This window comes from Halioglobus maricola (genome assembly GCF_009388985.1).
GTDB lineage: Bacteria > Pseudomonadota > Gammaproteobacteria > Pseudomonadales > Halieaceae > Halioglobus > Halioglobus maricola.
Genome location: NZ_CP036422.1, coordinates 775,416 through 792,415, shown reverse-complemented (window position 1 = coordinate 792,415; position 17,000 = coordinate 775,416). Strand labels below are relative to the sequence as shown.

General features: G+C 58.0%; 15 protein-coding genes. 4 read left to right on the top strand and 11 right to left on the bottom strand.

All coding sequences use genetic code 11. The annotated features are described in order from the left end of the window. Positions 1–66: 66 nt before the first annotated feature. The gene (locus EY643_RS03510) at positions 67–408 is read left to right on the top strand and encodes a hypothetical protein (RefSeq protein WP_152660898.1); all 342 of its coding nucleotides are present in this window, start codon (positions 67–69) and stop codon (positions 406–408) included. Here EY643_RS03510 and EY643_RS03505 read toward each other — a convergent pair. The 5 genes from EY643_RS03505 to EY643_RS03485 form a co-directional block, all read right to left on the bottom strand. Next, positions 395–1,045 (bottom strand): NrsF family protein, encoded by a 651-nt coding sequence (locus EY643_RS03505; RefSeq protein WP_152660897.1) that lies wholly within the window; start codon positions 1,043–1,045, stop codon positions 395–397. The two genes, EY643_RS03510 and EY643_RS03505, sit on opposite strands and share 14 nt — an antisense overlap. Next, entirely contained in the window at positions 1,042–1,635 is a 594-nt protein-coding gene (locus EY643_RS03500) for a sigma-70 family RNA polymerase sigma factor (protein ID WP_205743139.1), read from the bottom strand. The genes EY643_RS03505 and EY643_RS03500 overlap by 4 nt, the downstream gene beginning before the upstream one ends. Positions 1,636–1,647: 12 nt before the next feature. Further along, positions 1,648–2,325: a spondin domain-containing protein gene (locus EY643_RS03495; protein WP_152660895.1), complete on the bottom strand. Its 678-nt coding sequence runs from the start codon at positions 2,323–2,325 to the stop codon at positions 1,648–1,650. 86 nt (positions 2,326–2,411) lie between these two features. After that, positions 2,412–4,244, bottom strand: coding sequence for a ferrous iron transporter B (gene feoB / locus EY643_RS03490; RefSeq protein ID WP_152660894.1), 1,833 nt, complete (start codon positions 4,242–4,244; stop codon positions 2,412–2,414). After that, a complete protein-coding gene (locus EY643_RS03485) occupies positions 4,237–4,485 on the bottom strand; it encodes a FeoA family protein (protein WP_240732808.1) in 249 nt (82 codons plus the stop codon). Before EY643_RS03485 ends, feoB begins: the two co-directional genes overlap by 8 nt. A gap of 153 nt (positions 4,486–4,638) precedes the next feature. Between EY643_RS03485 and EY643_RS03480 the strand changes: the two genes are divergently transcribed. Beyond that, on the top strand, positions 4,639–5,211 hold the full coding sequence (locus EY643_RS03480) for a YSC84-related protein (protein ID WP_152660893.1): 573 nt from the start codon (positions 4,639–4,641) through the stop codon (positions 5,209–5,211). Between the two features lie 44 nt (positions 5,212–5,255). Here EY643_RS03480 and greA read toward each other — a convergent pair whose 3' ends face one another. The 4 genes from greA to ggt all read right to left on the bottom strand — a co-directional run bounded on the left by greA (position 5,256) and on the right by ggt (position 11,969). Next, positions 5,256–5,732: a transcription elongation factor GreA gene (gene greA / locus EY643_RS03475; RefSeq protein ID WP_152660892.1), complete on the bottom strand. Its 477-nt coding sequence runs from the start codon at positions 5,730–5,732 to the stop codon at positions 5,256–5,258. Next, a complete protein-coding gene (carB, locus tag EY643_RS03470; RefSeq protein ID WP_152660891.1) occupies positions 5,732–8,950 on the bottom strand; it encodes a carbamoyl-phosphate synthase large subunit in 3,219 nt (1,072 codons plus the stop codon). Before carB ends, greA begins: the two co-directional genes overlap by 1 nt. Positions 8,951–8,955: 5 nt before the next feature. Then, positions 8,956–10,095: a glutamine-hydrolyzing carbamoyl-phosphate synthase small subunit gene (carA, locus tag EY643_RS03465; RefSeq protein ID WP_152660890.1), complete on the bottom strand. Its 1,140-nt coding sequence runs from the start codon at positions 10,093–10,095 to the stop codon at positions 8,956–8,958. Positions 10,096–10,295: 200 nt separating this feature from the next. Further along, the gene (gene ggt, locus EY643_RS03460; RefSeq protein WP_240732807.1) at positions 10,296–11,969 is read right to left on the bottom strand and encodes a gamma-glutamyltransferase; all 1,674 of its coding nucleotides are present in this window, start codon (positions 11,967–11,969) and stop codon (positions 10,296–10,298) included. A 70-nt stretch (positions 11,970–12,039) separates the two neighbouring features. Here ggt and EY643_RS03455 point away from each other — a divergent pair, with 70 nt between their 5' ends. Together EY643_RS03455 and EY643_RS03450 are read left to right on the top strand one after the other, a co-directional pair. Next, positions 12,040–12,849, top strand: coding sequence for an SDR family NAD(P)-dependent oxidoreductase (locus EY643_RS03455; RefSeq protein ID WP_152660889.1), 810 nt, complete (start codon positions 12,040–12,042; stop codon positions 12,847–12,849). Then, positions 12,849–15,359, top strand: a complete 2,511-nt coding sequence (locus EY643_RS03450; protein ID WP_152660888.1) for a M1 family metallopeptidase — start codon at positions 12,849–12,851, stop codon at positions 15,357–15,359. Before EY643_RS03455 ends, EY643_RS03450 begins: the two co-directional genes overlap by 1 nt. On the opposite strand, the gene EY643_RS03445 is transcribed toward EY643_RS03450, so the two are convergent. Together EY643_RS03445 and EY643_RS03440 are read right to left on the bottom strand one after the other, a co-directional pair. Beyond that, the gene (locus EY643_RS03445) at positions 15,356–15,790 is read right to left on the bottom strand and encodes an acyl-CoA thioesterase (RefSeq protein ID WP_152660887.1); all 435 of its coding nucleotides are present in this window, start codon (positions 15,788–15,790) and stop codon (positions 15,356–15,358) included. The two genes, EY643_RS03450 and EY643_RS03445, sit on opposite strands and share 4 nt — an antisense overlap. Next, positions 15,787–16,953: an iron-containing alcohol dehydrogenase gene (locus tag EY643_RS03440; protein WP_152660886.1), complete on the bottom strand. Its 1,167-nt coding sequence runs from the start codon at positions 16,951–16,953 to the stop codon at positions 15,787–15,789. Before EY643_RS03440 ends, EY643_RS03445 begins: the two co-directional genes overlap by 4 nt. Between the last annotated feature and the right edge of the window lie 47 nt (positions 16,954–17,000).

Sequence of the window (17,000 nt, the reverse complement as noted above, 5' to 3'; positions counted from 1 at the left end):
AAGCTATTGCCACAGGCCCTGATTTCGCTACTATAGATGAAACCCATCGCGGAGGGGCGCCACGAAATGGGGACTATTCTAGAGTTTCCTTCTCAGCAGGCTCAGGGGCTTGCTTTTCTCGACCGGCAAATTCGCCAACTTCTTCTCGCCAAAGGTGCAGACGATGATCTCATTGACTTCGCAGCCACCGAACTCACCCGTATTTACAGCCGTATCAGCGAAAACGAACAGTACAGCATAGGGATCCGGCTTCCGCCTGATCTCGACGAACGCGATCGCGATGCTCTGCAGTTGGAAATCAATGCCGGACTGGAAACCATCCGCAGTGAAAACCACGGGCTAATTGTGGAACTCGTCGCTCAGTTGGTGCTGACCAAGGTTCAGCTGTTCGAACTCAGCCGGCGCTAGGCCTCAGGCGCTCCATAGCCATAAGCAACAGTGGAGCGCAGACTGCCAGCAGCAGGCCCGGTGCGACGTGAAATTTGAGCACATGCATCGGCTCGTACATGCAGGCGACCTGCATATACAGCGCAGGCAGGATTCCTGCTGCCAGGCCGGCTAGCAGCGCAGCCATGACAGGGTTGAGCGCATACATCTTGCGCTGCAGGGTCAACGCGGCCACAAGTGGCAAGAGCCCGAGAAAAAAGCTTTCGAATACACAGTGCGCGCGCTTGCCTTCCATGCTTGGCTCCAGTGCCGGGCTTACCAGGCCAAAGGCAAAACCTGCGACCCACATAACGCCGACGCCGACAGCAAACTTCAAGAAGCCGCTGCTCAAGCGCCCCGGACTCGCAGCCTGAAACGCAGCCGTCGCCAGAGCAACTGCCGCGGTCGCGCCCACTAACATTTCCAGGGCGAAACGCCACTCGCTGAACAGCTGCTCCCCCGCCGTGGCCCGAACCGGCCCGGTAAGATGGATGGCAATGACCAATGCGACAACACTGCACAACAACCACACCCCGGCCCAGCGCCCCGGGTCCGGGATCTGCTGCACGGGCGCCATGTCCGCCGCAAGCCTGACGATTAATTGTTCACTTTTCCTCATACCAAGTCAGACTCCAATAAATTTTTTACTTTGCGCATGGCGCGGTGAACACGCACCTTCAGTGCCGCCTGGCTTATTCCAATACGGGCAGCTGCCTCACCGGTGCTAAGGCCAAGGATCTTGGTAAGAACCAGAGCCTCCCGCAATGTCTGCGGCAACTGGTCCAGTAGTTGCCCGCGCTGTAGCTCGCTCTCGGGCCCAGCGACGGCCTGTTCAGGTATTTCTTCACCGACCAGGTGCAGGCGCTGCTTCGACTCCCCGCGACGCAACGCATCCACCGCCTTGTGCCTGACAATAGCAAACAGCCAGGGCCGAAAAGGCCTACGCGGGTCATAGGTGTGCCGAGCCTGGTGGATCGCGAGCAGACTGTCCTGCACACAATCTTCCACCAGGTCATAAGCGCCCAGACGAGAGCGCAGATAGCGATCGATAACAACGGCAAGCTCAGTAAGCAAGCGGCGATAGTCCGCCTCCTCTCCGCGCTGGGCACTGGTCATCAGACCGGCCCAACGCGCTTCGTCTGCACCGTATTTAGTTGTCTTCGCTTCTGCCATTGGCCCCCGCTGATGGCCCGCGGGGATCGCGGACATCATTCCAAGGCCTTAGTTTAGCCGTTTTACCACCACGCGGGCGACAGGATTGCGCCAGTCGTAAGCGGCGGGGCTCAAGGTGTCGCCACCCAGGTCGTGGAAGCCGTTGCTGATATGCACGAAGCCTTCATCGTCTTCTGCTGGGTCGCTGAAGGGCGCGCCGCCGCATGTTGGACCGGGAATGTTCATGCAATCCTGATCGTTTGCCTCGGTACCCGCGTCATAAGCCGGCACCATATAGGTTACCTTGCCCTGGGTAGGCAACTTCACACCATTGGCCGCCATAAATGTGTCATTGGTCGGCAGCAACATTGCGGCGACAGAGAAAAACTTCTCCTGCCCTGTTGCCATTACGGTAGTCGTCACTGACTGGCCAGGCCCCAGGAGGCCATCGATCGTGGTGGCGTAGGCCACACGATTGCCAAGTTCTTCAAGCACACCGGAGGTATCACCGCCCTCTGCCAGGCGCTCCAGGCCTGCGCTAGCCGGCTGTCCCAGGCTAAACATCATCTCGGAACCGCGGTGGGTGGCCACCAGCTGCGGCGTAAAGCTCTGCCCCAGTGTCAAATTGGTGATCGTCACCTCATAAGGCGTTCCGGCAAAACCGGCGAATATGTTGTCGAGCGACTGGGCCTGAACCTGGCTAGCCGCAAGGGCGAGTGAAAGTGCTGCTATACGTGTTTTGATCATGATGCTGCTTCCTGCTGTTGGGGGTTTAACCCGTATTCGCAGGCAGCAGCACAAAAGTTACATCCGCCGCAAAAAAAAACTTTTGGTCAGCTGGTGACGAGACTGGTCACCTGAAAAACAGCCACTGCGGCGACATAGGCCAGCACGAAATAACCGAAGAACATTTTCAGGGTCAGGGAGCGAGAGGCGCTCTCCTTGGCCAGAATAGCGAGGGTGGAAATGCACTGTAGTGAGATCGCGAAAAACACCAACAATGCGAGCCCGGAGCCCAACGGCAGCCCGCTGCCCTGAATATGATCTACCAGTGGCACCATATTTTCATCTGCGCCCTCGATACCGAAAATAGTACCCAGCGTACCCACAAACACCTCGCGAGCGGCAAAGGACGCGAAGATCGCTACGCCGTAGCGCCAGTCAAGGCCCATAGGCTGGAATATCGGTTCCACCACTTGGCCAATCTGGCCAAGCCAGGACTCACTGAGGTCGGCGCCATAGTTAGGGAAGTAACCCAATACCCAGATGACCAGGGCCAGAGTGAAGATGATTTTGCCTGCCTTGGTCACAAAGTGCTTGGAGCGGTTCCAGGCGTTGCGGACGATCGGCACAAGGCCCGGGAGACGATAGGGAGGGAGTTCAAGCACAAACGGAAGGTCGTTGTAGTGGTCGTCGCTGGTGCGGGAAACAAAAGCAGTGACCAGCAGACCACAAAGCATACCGAAAAAATAGATCCCAAACATGGCCAGGCCCTGCCAACCGAGCAGCCCCCCGAGCGCGGTACTCGATGGAATAAACGCAGCAATCAGCAGTGTGTATACAGGCAGGCGAGCGCTGCAGGGCATCAAAGGGATAGCCATATAGGTCAACAGGCGCTTTCTTGGCGAATCGATAGCCCGGGCAGCATAGATGGCGGGGATCGCACAGGCTGTCCCCGATAGCAGAGGAATGAAACTCTTACCAGTCAAGCCAAAGAGACGCAGTGGCTTGTGGCAGATCAGTGCCGCCCGCGCCATGTAGCCCGAGTCTTCGAGCAGTCCGATAACAAAGGTGAGAACAAAGATCTGTGGTACGAACACCAGGAACGCCCCAATACCGCCAAACAGCGCATCAGCGGTAAAGTCGGCCAGCAAGGGGTTGCCAATATTGGGGACGATGGCATCGGCCATCCAGCCAAGACTCATCTCTACTGCGTCCATCGCGGGTGCCGACCAGGTAAAAATCGACTGAAACAGCAAATACATAATGACGAAGAAGGAGACGCCTCCGGTCAGGGAGTGGAGAAAGAAACTATCCAGGCGATTCTGCTCTCTGACCAGAATGTCACCCTGGGGACCATAACGACGCGCGAGGCTGTGCGCCTCGCCGCGCAGGATTTCATCCGGGGTATGCATCAGGTGCTCACGCCGGGCGCCGGGCGCCACAGCTCGCGACAGGGCTGCCACGACCTCATCGACTCCTTTACCAGAGCGTGCCGAAATCGGCATCACAGGCGTATGCAGCGCCGCTGACAGGCCCGCCACATCGAGCTCGAGGCCGTGACTGTCGAGGACGTCGATCATGTTCGCCAGAACAAAAACTTCCTTGCCCCGCCGCTCGCAGTCGCGAATCACCTGCAGGGTGAACAGCAGGCTTTTCTCAAGACGGGTCGCATCGATGATGCACAGCACGCGCTCCACATCCGGATCGTCAAGAGACTGCTCAAACCGCTCTACAGCGACCTCCTCCTCGGCCGAAATCGCCTGCAGCGAATACGTGCCAGGAAAATCGATCAGGGTTTTATCCGGGAGCGCTTGCAGCGGGCCGGTGCCGACATCCACCGTAATACCCGGAAAATTGGCGACCTTCTGGGACAAGCCGGTGAGACGATTGAACAGCAAGCTCTTGCCCGAATTCGGGCTACCGATGAGGATCACACTACTCATTGTTATCGTCTCGCTGAACCCGCACGTGGGTGGCGACTTCATCGTCGAGGGAGTAGACGGTATTACTGACCTGATAGACCTTGGGTGCACCAAAAGCCGGCGACTGCAAGCAGGCCACACTCTCGCCCGCGTGAAAACCAAACTCCATCAGCCGAATACGGTATTTATCGGCCAACGCGTCGTCGTAACCCACAATTGTGCAACGGTCTCCCGCCTTGAGTGACCATAGGGATGTGCGCACGCTTCCTCTCCAAAATTTGAATGCGGCGATCATAGCACCAATGAGAACGATTAGCATTCAACAGTCGGTGCGCGCGCTTATCGGTGGACAAATCACGCGTCATGTACGATGTTATAGGCTGCTTTCCCATCAATCTCCAAGGACCCAATCCCTATGACTAGAACACTCCAATCCCTGTTCGCCACTGCGATGGTGCTACTCACTCTGCAGACGGCCCACGCCGACGAATTTGATGACGCCAAAAAGACCTTCATCAATGCCGGCGAAAGCGCTGCATACTTCGATAACTGCTACGGCTACGCCCTGTTTCCCACTATCGGCAAGGGTGGAATGGGCATTGGCGGGGCACACGGCAAGGGCCGTGTCTACGCAGGTGGTGCGCAAGTCGGCGATACTAAAATGAGTCAGCTCTCTATCGGTTGGCAGCTCGGCGGACAAGCTTATAGCCAGGTGATCTTCTTCGAGGACAAACGCGCGTTTGAGGACTTCACCTCGGGCAATTTCGAGTTCGGCGCGCAAGCGACGGCTGTAGCGATCACTGCATCTGCAGGCGCGCAGGCCAATACGGGAGGTGGCACCCAGACAAGCGTAGCGGGCGGCAAAAACGACGCATCGACCGCGTCACTCGGTTATCGCAAAGGTATGGCTGTGTTCACTATTGCCAAGGGTGGCCTGATGTATGAGGCGGCGATTGCCGGCCAGAAGTACAGCTACGACCCGAAATAAAATCCGCGCGTGGGCGCTGCCTCAGCAGCGTCCACTCACTCTCATCAAATGTGCTGAACGTCGTCTATTTCGTACTCGATTTCGCCGCCGGGAGCACGCACAACCACGACATCACCTTCTTCCTTGCCGATCAGCGCACGGGCGATTGGTGAGCCGATGGAAATCAGGTTGTTCTTTACATCCGCCTCGTCTTCGCCAACGATTTTGTACGTCACTTCATCGTCAGTTTCGACGTTGAGAAGGCTTACTGTCGTACCAAAAATAACCTTGCCAGTCTTGGCAATCTGAGTCACATCGATAACCTGGGCGCCGGCCAGCTTGCCCTCAATTTCCATGATACGACCCTCGGCAAAGCTCTGCTGTTCGCGAGCCGCGTGATACTCGGCATTCTCCTTCAGGTCGCCATGCTCGCGGGCATCGGCAATCGCGTCGGAGATACGTGGCCGCTCCACCTTCTTGAGGTGCTCCAGCTCGGCGCGCAGGGCCGCTTCCCCTGCCACAGTCATCGGTACATTATTCATTAACTGATACTCCCGTGCAGGTCCTGTAGCCTGCGCACTTTCTTGTCGCCCTCTTCCTGGAGGGACATCGTAATGGCCTCTGCCGCAGCAAGAGTGGTGGTGTAAAACACGCGGTGGGCCTCAGCACTGGAACGGATCGGCGCGGAATCTTCGATCGCTCGCCGGCCCTCGGTAGTGTTGATAATGAAGTCCGCCTCGTCATTCTTGATCATATCGACGATATGGGGGCGACCTTCCAGTACCTTGTTGACGCGGCGCACTTCCAGGCCAGCTTGCTCCAGCGCATCGGCGGTTCCGCCGGTCGCAGCCAGCTTGAAGCCCATGCCAACGAGGTCCTTGGCCACGTCGACAGCACCTGGCTTGTCCACGTCGCGCACACTCATCAGCACAGTGCCAGACTTGGGAGGCGCATCGCCCCCACCCAGCTGGGCCTTCGCGAAGGCCGTGGCAAAATTATCGCCGACACCCATCACCTCACCGGTGGAGCGCATCTCCGGGCCGAGAATCGGGTCAACGCCGGGGAATTTATTAAAGGGAAGCACCGCTTCCTTGACGCTATAGTACGGCGGCACGATTTCCTCGGTAAAACCCTGCGACGCGAGGGATTGCCCAGCCATACAACGGGCTGCCACCTGGGCCAGGGAGCGACCGATGCACTTGGATACAAAGGGCACGGTGCGCGACGCACGCGGATTTACCTCAATCACGTAAATTTCGTTGTCCTGCCAGGCCAGCTGCACGTTCATCAGGCCCTTCACGCCCAGCTCCAGTGCCATCTGTTTCACCTGCTCGCGCATCTCGTCCTGAACAGCCGGATCCAGACTGTAGGGCGGCAGGGAGCAAGCGGAGTCTCCGGAGTGAACGCCAGCCATCTCGATATGCTGCATGATCGCGCCGATAACCACTTCTTCACCGTCGGAAACCGCGTCAATATCGATTTCGATAGCGGAGGAGAGGAAACTATCCAACAGAACAGGGCTATCTTCCGAGGCCTGAACGGCCTGCGTCATGTAGCGCAACAGATCTTCCTCGCGGTACACAATTTCCATCGCGCGGCCACCGAGGACATAGGAGGGGCGCACCACCAGTGGGTAGCCAATCTTCGCGGCGGCTTCAACCGCTTCCTCTGTGCTGCGGACTGTTGTGTTGGCGGGCTGCTTCAGGCCCAGCTTGTCGATCATCTGCTGGAAACGCTCGCGATCCTCGGCGCGATCGATTGCGTCAGGAGTGGTACCGATAATAGGCACGCCCTCCTCTTCCAGGCGCTGGGCCAGTTTCAGCGGCGTCTGGCCACCGAACTGGACGATCACACCCTTGGGCTTCTCCAGCGCGACAATTTCCAGTACATCTTCCAGCGTGACCGGCTCGAAGTAGAGGCGATCAGAGGTATCGTAGTCGGTTGAGACTGTCTCGGGGTTACAGTTGACCATGATGGTTTCGTAACCGTCTTCGCGCGCTGCAAGCACCGCGTGCACACAGCAGTAGTCGAACTCAATGCCCTGGCCAATACGGTTGGGGCCGCCGCCCAGCACCAGAATCTTGTCTCGATCTGATGGCGCGGCCTCGCACTCCTCCTCATAGGTGGAATACATATAGGCGGTTGCAGAGGCGAACTCGGCGGCACAGGTATCTACACGTTTGTAGACGGGACGAATGCCCAGGCCCTGTCGGTGATGACGCACTCTTCTTTGGGAGGAATTCAGCAGCACTCCCAGGCGCTCATCGGAAAAACCTTTGCGCTTGAGCTGGAACATCTGCTCAGCGTCGATCTCGGCCAGCTCTACTCGTTTGAGATTGTCTTCGGTCTTGATGAGATCTTCGATCTGCACCAGGAACCAGGGATCCACACCGGAGTACTTGTACACCTCGTCGATGGACATACCGGCGCGGAAAGCGTCGCCAATGTACCAGATGCGCTCGGCACCCGGATTGGTCAATTCCGAGACCAGTTCATCGCGCAGGTCCGGGTTGTCCACATCGATCATGTGTTCAAAACCGGAAGATCCCACTTCCAGGCCACGCAGGGCTTTCTGCAGTGATTCCTGAAAGGTGCGCCCAATCGCCATCACTTCACCCACAGACTTCATCTGGGTGGTCAGGCGGGCGTCGGCACCATTGAATTTCTCAAAGGCGAAGCGCGGAATCTTGGTGACCACATAGTCGATCGCCGGCTCGAAAGAGGCCGGAGTCACCCCGCCAGTAATATCGTTTTGCAACTCGTCGAGGGTGTAACCGATGGCGAGTTTGGCGGCCACTTTGGCGATAGGAAAGCCGGTCGCTTTGGACGCGAGCGCAGAGGAGCGGGATACCCGCGGATTCATCTCGATCACCACCAGGCGACCGGTATCCGGACACTGGCCAAACTGGACATTGGAGCCACCGGTTTCAACACCGATTTCACGCAGCACCGCCAGCGAGGCGTTGCGCATGATCTGGTATTCCTTGTCGGTGAGCGTCTGAGCAGGCGCGACAGTGATCGAGTCGCCTGTGTGCACACCCATGGCGTCAAAGTTCTCGATGGCGCAGACAATGATGCAGTTGTCGTTCTTGTCCCGAACGACCTCCATCTCGTATTCCTTCCAGCCGATCAGCGATTCATCGATCAACAACTCGTTGGTGGGCGAGAGGTCGAGACCGCGCATGCAGATTTCTTCGAACTCGTCGCGGTTGTAAGCAATACCGCCACCGGAGCCGCCCATAGTGAAGGAGGGACGGATGATGCAGGGAAAGCCGATGCTGTCGAGTACCTGGAAGGCCTCTTCCAGACTGTGCGCGGTGGATGCGCGAGGCGTCTCGAGACCGATGCGCTTCATGGCCTTGTCGAACAACTGGCGGTCTTCCGCCATATCGATCGCTTCTTTGGTCGCACCGATCATATCCACGCCGTGCTCGGCGAGTACGCCGTGCTTGTCGAGGTCGAGCGCGCAGTTGAGCGCTGTCTGGCCGCCCATCGTGGGCAGCAGGGCATCCGGTTTCTCGTCGGCGATGATACGCGCTACCGTCTGCCACTCGATGGGCTCGATATAGGTGGCGTCGGCCATGCTCGGGTCGGTCATGATGGTGGCCGGATTGGAGTTCACCAGGATGACGCGGTAACCCTCTTCGCGCAGCGCCTTGCAGGCCTGCGCGCCGGAGTAATCGAATTCGCAGGCCTGGCCGATAACAATCGGACCTGCTCCGAGGATCAGGATGCTCTGGATATCAGTTCTCTTTGGCATGCTACTTACTTCCCTGCCTTGGCTTCGATCAGCTCGATAAAGTGGTCAAACAACGGCGCCGCATCGTGGGGCCCGGGGCTCGCTTCAGGGTGGCCCTGAAAGCTGAATGCTGGCTTGTCGGTGCGGTGAATGCCCTGCAGGCTACCGTCAAACAGTGACTTATGGGTCACCCGGAGCGATTCCGGCAGGCTGGCTTCATCAGCGGCAAAACCGTGGTTCTGGCTGGTGATCAACACCGTACCGTTTTCGACATCCTGAACCGGATGGTTGGCGCCGTGATGGCCGAATTTCATCTTCACGGTCTGGGCACCAGAAGCCAGGGCCAGCAGTTGGTGGCCGAGGCAGATACCGAATACCGGAATCTCGGTCTGGAGAATCTCCTTGATCGCCTCAATGGCATAGGTGCATGGCTCGGGGTCGCCCGGACCATTGGAAAGGAAGATACCGTCTGGATTCATGGCCAGAACCTCGGATGCGGGTGTCTGGGCGGGCACCACCGTGAGGCGGCAGCCGCGGTCGACCAGCATGCGCAGGATATTGCGCTTCACACCGTAGTCATAGGCGACTACATGCCAGGGCAGGTCAGCTTCCGCCGGGGTGGCGTGGCCACTACCCAGCGCCCAGCTGCCCTCAGTCCAGCTGTAGGTTTCGCTGGAGGTCACTTCCTTGGCGAGGTCCATACCCTTGAGGCCGGCAAATTCTTTAGCCAGTTGCAGAGCTTTGGCCTCATCGATATCAGCCCCCGCCATCAGGCAACCATTCTGGGCGCCTTTCTCGCGCAGGATGCGGGTCAGGCGGCGCGTGTCGATATCGGCGATACCCACGATATTGCGCTGCTGGAGATACTCCGAGAGGCCCTGTTCATTGCGGTAATTGCTCGCCATCAGTGGCAAATCGCGTATCACCAGGCCGGCGGCCCAGATCGCGGTGGACTCCTCGTCCTCGGGATTGGTTCCAGTATTGCCGATATGCGGGTATGTCAGGGTGACGATCTGACGAGCGTAGGAGGGATCTGTAAGAATCTCCTGATAACCGCTCATCGCGGTGTTGAACACCACTTCGCCAACGGACGTGCCACTGGCACCTATTGCTAAGCCTTTGAAAACACTACCATCTTCAAGGACCAAAATGGCGGGACTGGTCAAGCAAACCTCCGTCAATCACAAGTTGTAGCTGGCTTTTCAAGCGTATGTTGCGCGCTCGCAAAAAAAGCGAGATGGGTAACCGCATCTCGCCTTTTCATAGTCATTCAGCTCTGATTTTTTCACCGGATACACGTTGCCCGCGACGCAATGCGGGTGTGTAAAATCTGGCGGGTGATTTTAGGTTAAGCGGGCTGTCCTGTCTAGTCAGTTTGCACCCGATCAGGGACAAGCACCAAGCGGGCGACTCCCCGGCCTCGGGCGTCCGCCGCGGCGCTGACCTTACCATCACTCACCGCAATCGCCTGAATATCTCCAAGGTTGCCCCAGCTATTGGGCTCGACCTGATAGCCAAGTGCCTCCAGCCCTTCCTTTGTACTTGCCGGAATGTCCCACTGGTCGTGGCGGATCAGGCCGGCATCAGGCAACTGGTGGTGGAAGCGCAGGCTATCCACTGCTTGCTGGAGAGGCATATCAAACGCCACCAGATTGAGTACCACCTGAAACACGGAGGTGAAAATCGTACTTCCACCCGGTGTTCCGACAACCAGAGCCGGCTCTCCGTCGCGCAATAGAATCGTGGGTGTCATCGACGAGAGCATGCGTTTGCCCGGCTCAATAGCATTGCGGCCATTCCCAATCACACCAAAGCCGTTCTTCACCCCAACCTTGGCACTGAAATCATCCATCTCGTTGTTGAGGAGATAGCCGGCACCAACAACAACCACACCTGAGCCAAACTCCCAATTCAAGGTGTAGGTGAGCGCTACAGCATTGCCCTCCCCGTCCCGGATCGAGAAATGGGTGGTGTCACTGGATTCCAGGCCAGCGGGGACTGCAGTGATCGGAGAGATCGCCTGAGGATTAATACCGGCTGCGCGCGCCCGAAGATAGTCGTCATTTAACAGACTGGCCAGAGGCACATCGACGAAGTCAGGGTCACCAAGGTATTCAGCTCGGTCGGCAAAGACCCGTTTCTCGATTTCTGCCAGCAAGTGCACATAGCCAGCGTCGTTGTGCCAGCGCTTACTGAAATGCTCGCCGGCAAAATCCCGCATCTTGAGTAACTGCACCAGCGCCAAACCGCCTGAGCTGGGCGGCGGAGCCGAGACTATTTCATACTCGCGCCAGGTCGCCCGGATCGGCTCACGCCATTGCGCTTCGTATTGAGCGAGGTCTTTCATTGAAATCAGGCCGCCGCTGGCAGCCATCTGCGCGACCAACTGCTGCGCCGGCTGCCCTGTGTAGAAATCCTGGGGATCCGCTGCAAGAATTCTCAGGGTTGCCGCCAGTTCCGGCTGCTGGAATACCTGACCTGCTCGCATCTTGCCGAAGTAAGCTGCGAAGTTGGTAGCACCCTCATCATCCGCGACCTTATAAGCTGCCATCTGCGCCAATACTTCGGGCACTACAAAGCCCTCATCGGCCAGGGTAATCGCGGGCTCCAGAAGGCGCTCCCAGGGCAAGCTGCCGTAACGGGCATGCGCCTCCTGCATGCCCTTCACTGTTCCCGGAACACCAGATGCCTTGGCTCCAACGAGGGACAGCCGCTGCTGGAAATTGCCGCCCTCATCCAGATACATATCGCGGTGGGCCCTGATCGGCGCCCGCTCGCGAAAATCAAGGAACGCAGCCTCACCGTCGACAAAGCTGGTCATAAAGCCACCGCCACCGATGTTGCCTGCCTCTGGATACGTCACCGCCAGGACAAAGGTAGCTGCGATCGCCGCGTCGACAGCGTTCCCACCATCCAGGAGCACCTGCTCGGCCGCATCGGCGGAAAACCCATCCGGCATGGCCACAGCACCCGTCCCCGCGCGAACACCGGTAGCTGCAACAAATATCGTGAAAACAAGGCATGTTCGCAGTAGCATCATCGCCAGACCTCTAAAAACCTTCGTGATTCCGGGCTTAGTGTGCCCGCCCGCGCCAACAAAAGGAAATAACATGGCATATTCAAATGGCAAGTGCGCCGTCGTCACCGGCGCCGGCTCCGGCATCGGCCGAGCCCTGGCCCTGCAACTCAATCGCGAAGGCTGCGCGCTATATCTTAGTGATATTAACGAAGAGACGCTGGCAGAAACTGCCGGCATGCTGGAACGGCAAGACCTCTCCTGCGACACCCAGAAACTGGACGTCTCCGACCGCGCAGCGTTCCACGGTTGGGCCGATCGAATAGCCACCGAGCGAAACAGCGTTGATATCGTTATCAACAACGCCGGGGTGGGCCTGGGAGAAACCGTCGAGGACATGAGCTATGAGAATCTGGATTGGATGATGGGGATCAATTTCTGGGGTGTAGTGCATGGCACCAAGGCCTTTCTGCCACTGCTGCGCAAATCGGAGCAGGGACACCTGGTCAACATCTCGTCGATCTTCGGCATCATCGCCGTACCCACCCAATCTGCCTACAATTCTGCCAAATTCGCGGTGCGAGGGTTTACCGAAGCCCTGCGCCATGAGCTTAAGGACAGCAACATCCATGTGTGCTGTGTACACCCAGGTGGCATAGAAACGAATATTGCCCGGGACTCCCGCGGTGGCGATAGCACCGCAGAAGAGCGCGACGCGCAATTCAAGCAACACACTCGCACTACCGCGGAAGGTGCCGCCGCACAAATCATCTCGGCTATGGAAAAGAAGAAGGTCCGTCTGCTAATAGGGAACGACGCGAAAGTTGTTTCTCTAATTGCTCGACTTTTTCCCACACGCTACGCGCAAGTACTTAAGCTGAACAAGTTGATGGAAGGCGTTTGATGCTCCGGCTGATGCTGGCAGCGCTATTGGCTGTGTCTTGTGGCGCAACGGCGGCCGTCGCTGTCGCGCCTGGTGTTTCGCACGAGCTTGCCACGTCCCGTAAAGCGACAGTTGCCGATGTCGAATACGATATCGCGCTCAAACTATCGGCCGACATCGACGAGGCAATTTCAGGGCAAATAGCTATTCGCTTTAACTACACGCCGAGCGGGCAGCCACTTCAGCTCGACTTTCGCGAATCGGCAGAAAAACTACACCAGCTAACCGTAAACAGCCGCAAGCTGCCCATTGTGTTTGAACAGGAGCACCTGCTGATTCCGGCCGCGGCTCTGACCAGCGGCCCAAATGCCATCACTGTCGAATTCACCGCCGGTGATAGCTCTCTCAATCGCCGACAAGAGTTTCTCTACACGCTCTTCGTGCCAGACCGTGCGCGCACTGCTTTTCCCTTGTTCGATCAACCGGATCTCAAGGCGAAAGCGAGCCTTCACCTGGACACGCCGAGCGACTGGACAGCCCTGTTCAACGCGAAGCTCATCAGCAAGGAAATCCGAGGCCAACGCGCCCACTGGCAGTTTGCCCAGACTGAACCTGTTCCCACCTACCTGCTCTCCTTCGTCGCGGGCCGTTTCGAGACCATCACCCGCACGGTAAATGGCCGGGAAATGACTATGCTGCACCGCGAAACAGACAGCGAAAAGGTCGCGCGCAATGTCGAGCAAGTCTTTGCACTGCACAGTCAGAGCCTGGACTGGATGGAGCAATACACGGGAATTCCCCTGCCATTTGAGAAGCTGGACTTCGCTCTGATCCCCGCCTTCCAGTACGGGGGCATGGAGCATACAGGTGCCATCCAGTACCGCGCTTCCACACTTTTTCTGGAGGCCGACCCCACCCAGGCGGATGAGCTGCGCCGCGCGAGCCTGATCGCCCACGAAGTCGCGCATATGTGGTTTGGCAACCTGGTCACCATGCGCTGGTTCAACGATGTATGGACCAAGGAAGTGTTCGCCAATTTCATGGCGGCTAAGATCGTCAATCCGGCCTTTCCAGAGCTGGACCACGATCTCAACTTTCTGGTGAGGCACTATCCGGGCGCGTACAGCGTGGACCGCACCGCCGGCGCCAACCCCATTCGGCAGCGCCTGGACAATCTCAACCTGGCCGGCCAGATGTACGGCCCGATTATCTACCAGAAAGCGCCCATCATGATGCGCCAGCTGGAACTAATTACCGGTGAAGAAGGATTGCGCCAGGGTATGCAGACCTACCTGAAGCGCTATGCCTACGGCAACGCAAGCTGGCCCGAGCTGATCGCCATTCTGGACAAACTAAGCACACAGGATCTGGCCAGTTGGAGCGAGGTCTGGGTGGACACACCCGGACGCCCCCAGTTTTATGCCCAAGCTGAACAACAGGAGGCAACTCTCAAACAGGTGGATCCCGCTGGACAGGGTCGCAGTTGGCCACAGCAATTCACCGCGCGCACCGTCGATGGCACAGCCAGGAGGATCAACTCGAGCAGTGATACGTCTATCGCCGCAGAACTGCTCAGCTCCGAAACAGTGTTCAATGCCAACGGTTATGGTTACGGCCTGTTCCCGGTTGAGCCAGGCTTGCTGGAACATTGGGCAGCACTGACGGAGCTCGAGCGGGGCTCGACCCTGGTCAATTTATATGAGGCGGTACTGGAAGGGCATATCGCGGGACAGGCCTACATTGAAGCCCTGTTGGTTATCGCAGCAGAGGAAGACTCGGCGCTATTGCTGGATTTGCTGCTCCCACAACTGAATCACCTCTACGCCAACTTTCTCTCCCCGGAACAGCAGGCGATACTGCTGCCTCGCATCGAGGCAACTCTGTGGCGTTCACTAGAGGCGCAGCCCAGTAACCGGCGCCAGTGGTACAGAAGTTACGCAAGAATTGCCGGCTCGGCGGAAGCACTTACGCGGCTGGAAAAGCTGTGGAGCGGCGAACTGAGTATCACGGGGCTCTCACTATCCGAACGGGATCGACTCTCGCTGGTGCAGACCCTGGCAATTCGGGTCCCCGCACGGGCACATGAACTCATCGCGGCACAGTTGAAACAGACGGATAATCCCGACAATCGCGAGCAGCTGCAATTCCTCGCGCCCACGGTTTCGGCCAGTGCCCAAGTGCGAGACGCGTTTTTCAAATCGCTTGCCGATGAAGCGAACCGACGCACCGAACAGTGGGTACTGCAGGGACTGGCAAACCTGCACCATCCCAGCCGTCGAGAGCACGCGCAGAAATATTTACCGTCAACCCTGGAACTGCTAGAAGAAATCCAGCAAACCGGCGATATATTCTTCCCCTCCGGCTGGCTGCGCACCTCCTTCGCCAGCCACAATTCAAAAGCCGCCGTGGACGCTGCCGACAGTTTCCTGGCAGCCAGGCCAGACTACAATGCCCAGCTCAAAATGAAGATTTTGCAATCGGTAGATCCAGCTCGACGCGCCTGCCGCTCGCTTGGAGAGTGCGCGCCCTAGACGACTATGCGCTCGAGGGCCCGACGCAACTGCGACGGGATCGGCACCGAGCTATCGGCTGCGCGGTCTACAAAAACGTGTACGAAATGGCCGTTGGCCACTGCCGTCGACTCATCTTTTCTGAAGATGGCGATTCCGTAGCGCACCGAGCTATTGCCGAGCTTGTCCACGCGAATCCCGGCTTCCAATTCATCCGGGTAGGCAACCGGTGCGTGATACTGACACCCCGAATTAACCACATAGCCAACAATATCGCCGGCGGTTATATCCAGGCCGCCCTCTTCAATCAGGTAGCGGTTCGCCGCGGTATCAAAGTACGCATAATAGGTAACATTGTTGACATGGCCATAGATGTCGTTGTCTGCCCAGCGCGTACCGATTGGATAAAACACTTTGTAGTCACTGCGCTGGGGAATAGCGTCCCTGCTCATGAAGTCTCTCCATGGGCAGCACGATAAATAGCCAGAGCGTCATCGTAGCTGACATCGCGTGGATTATTGACGAGCAGACGCTGCTGCAACATGGCATCTTGTGCCAACAGTTCCAGTGCATCTACCCCGACACCGGCATCGGCCAGGGTGGCAGGCAATCCGACCTCGTCGATCAGCTGACGCAGGTAGTCAATCAGCGCGGAGGTCCTGGCGGTATCACTCCCCGCAACAGGCTCGCCGATGACGATCTCTGCCAGCTCAGCGTAGAGCGCGCTAGCCGACGGCGCGTTGAATTCAAGCACCGCGGGCAGGACCAGTGAATTGCTCAAACCATGGGGAATGTGGAAGTGCCCACCCAATGGATAGGCCAGAGCGTGCACTGCTGCCACAGGAGCGTTGGCAAACGCCTGACCGGCAAGACACGCCCCCAGCAACATCGCTTCGCGTGCAGACTGATTACTGCCCTCGCTGACGGCCGTACGAATATTTCGCGCTAACAGAGCCAACGCCTGTCGTGCCAGATTATCAGACAACGGGTTTTTGAGATTGCGAGACGTATATGCCTCGATAGCGTGGACCATCGCATCAATGCCGGTCATGGCAGTAACAGCGGGGGGCAACCCCAGGGTGAGATTGGCATCCAGCAGTGCCACGTCAGGCAGCAGTAAGGGCGAAGATACCCCTGCTTTGGTGGTCTCGCCTGTCGTCACCACCGCAACCGGGGTCGCCTCCGAACCTGTGCCTGCGGTAGTGGGCACCAAAATCAAAGGCAGCCGTGCGCCGGTGACCATGCCCACACCGTAAAGGTCAGCCAGGTTCTGCTCACCACCGGCGAGCACTGCCACCAGCTTGGCGACATCCAGAGAACTGCCTCCACCAAAACCAAGCACGCCGTCCACTCCAACCCTGCGCGCCAATGCAGCAGCCTCGAGGACGGTCTCCTCGGGGGGGTCCTCTCGCACCTGATCGAATACCTCGACAGCAACGCCCGCATGTCGAAGCGCTTGAACCGGCGCGTCAGGCAAACCAAGCGCCACCAGACCAGGATCCGTCACCAGCAAAACGCGAGAGACGCCCAGCCGTTCGCACTCGGCAGCCAGCGCTAACGCCGTCCCACCGCCGCTAACAATGCGTCCCACTGTATTGAATTCAAATGCCTGCATCTTATTCTCTGGCTGAAACCGATGGCCTGAACGCTAAAACATGCCCC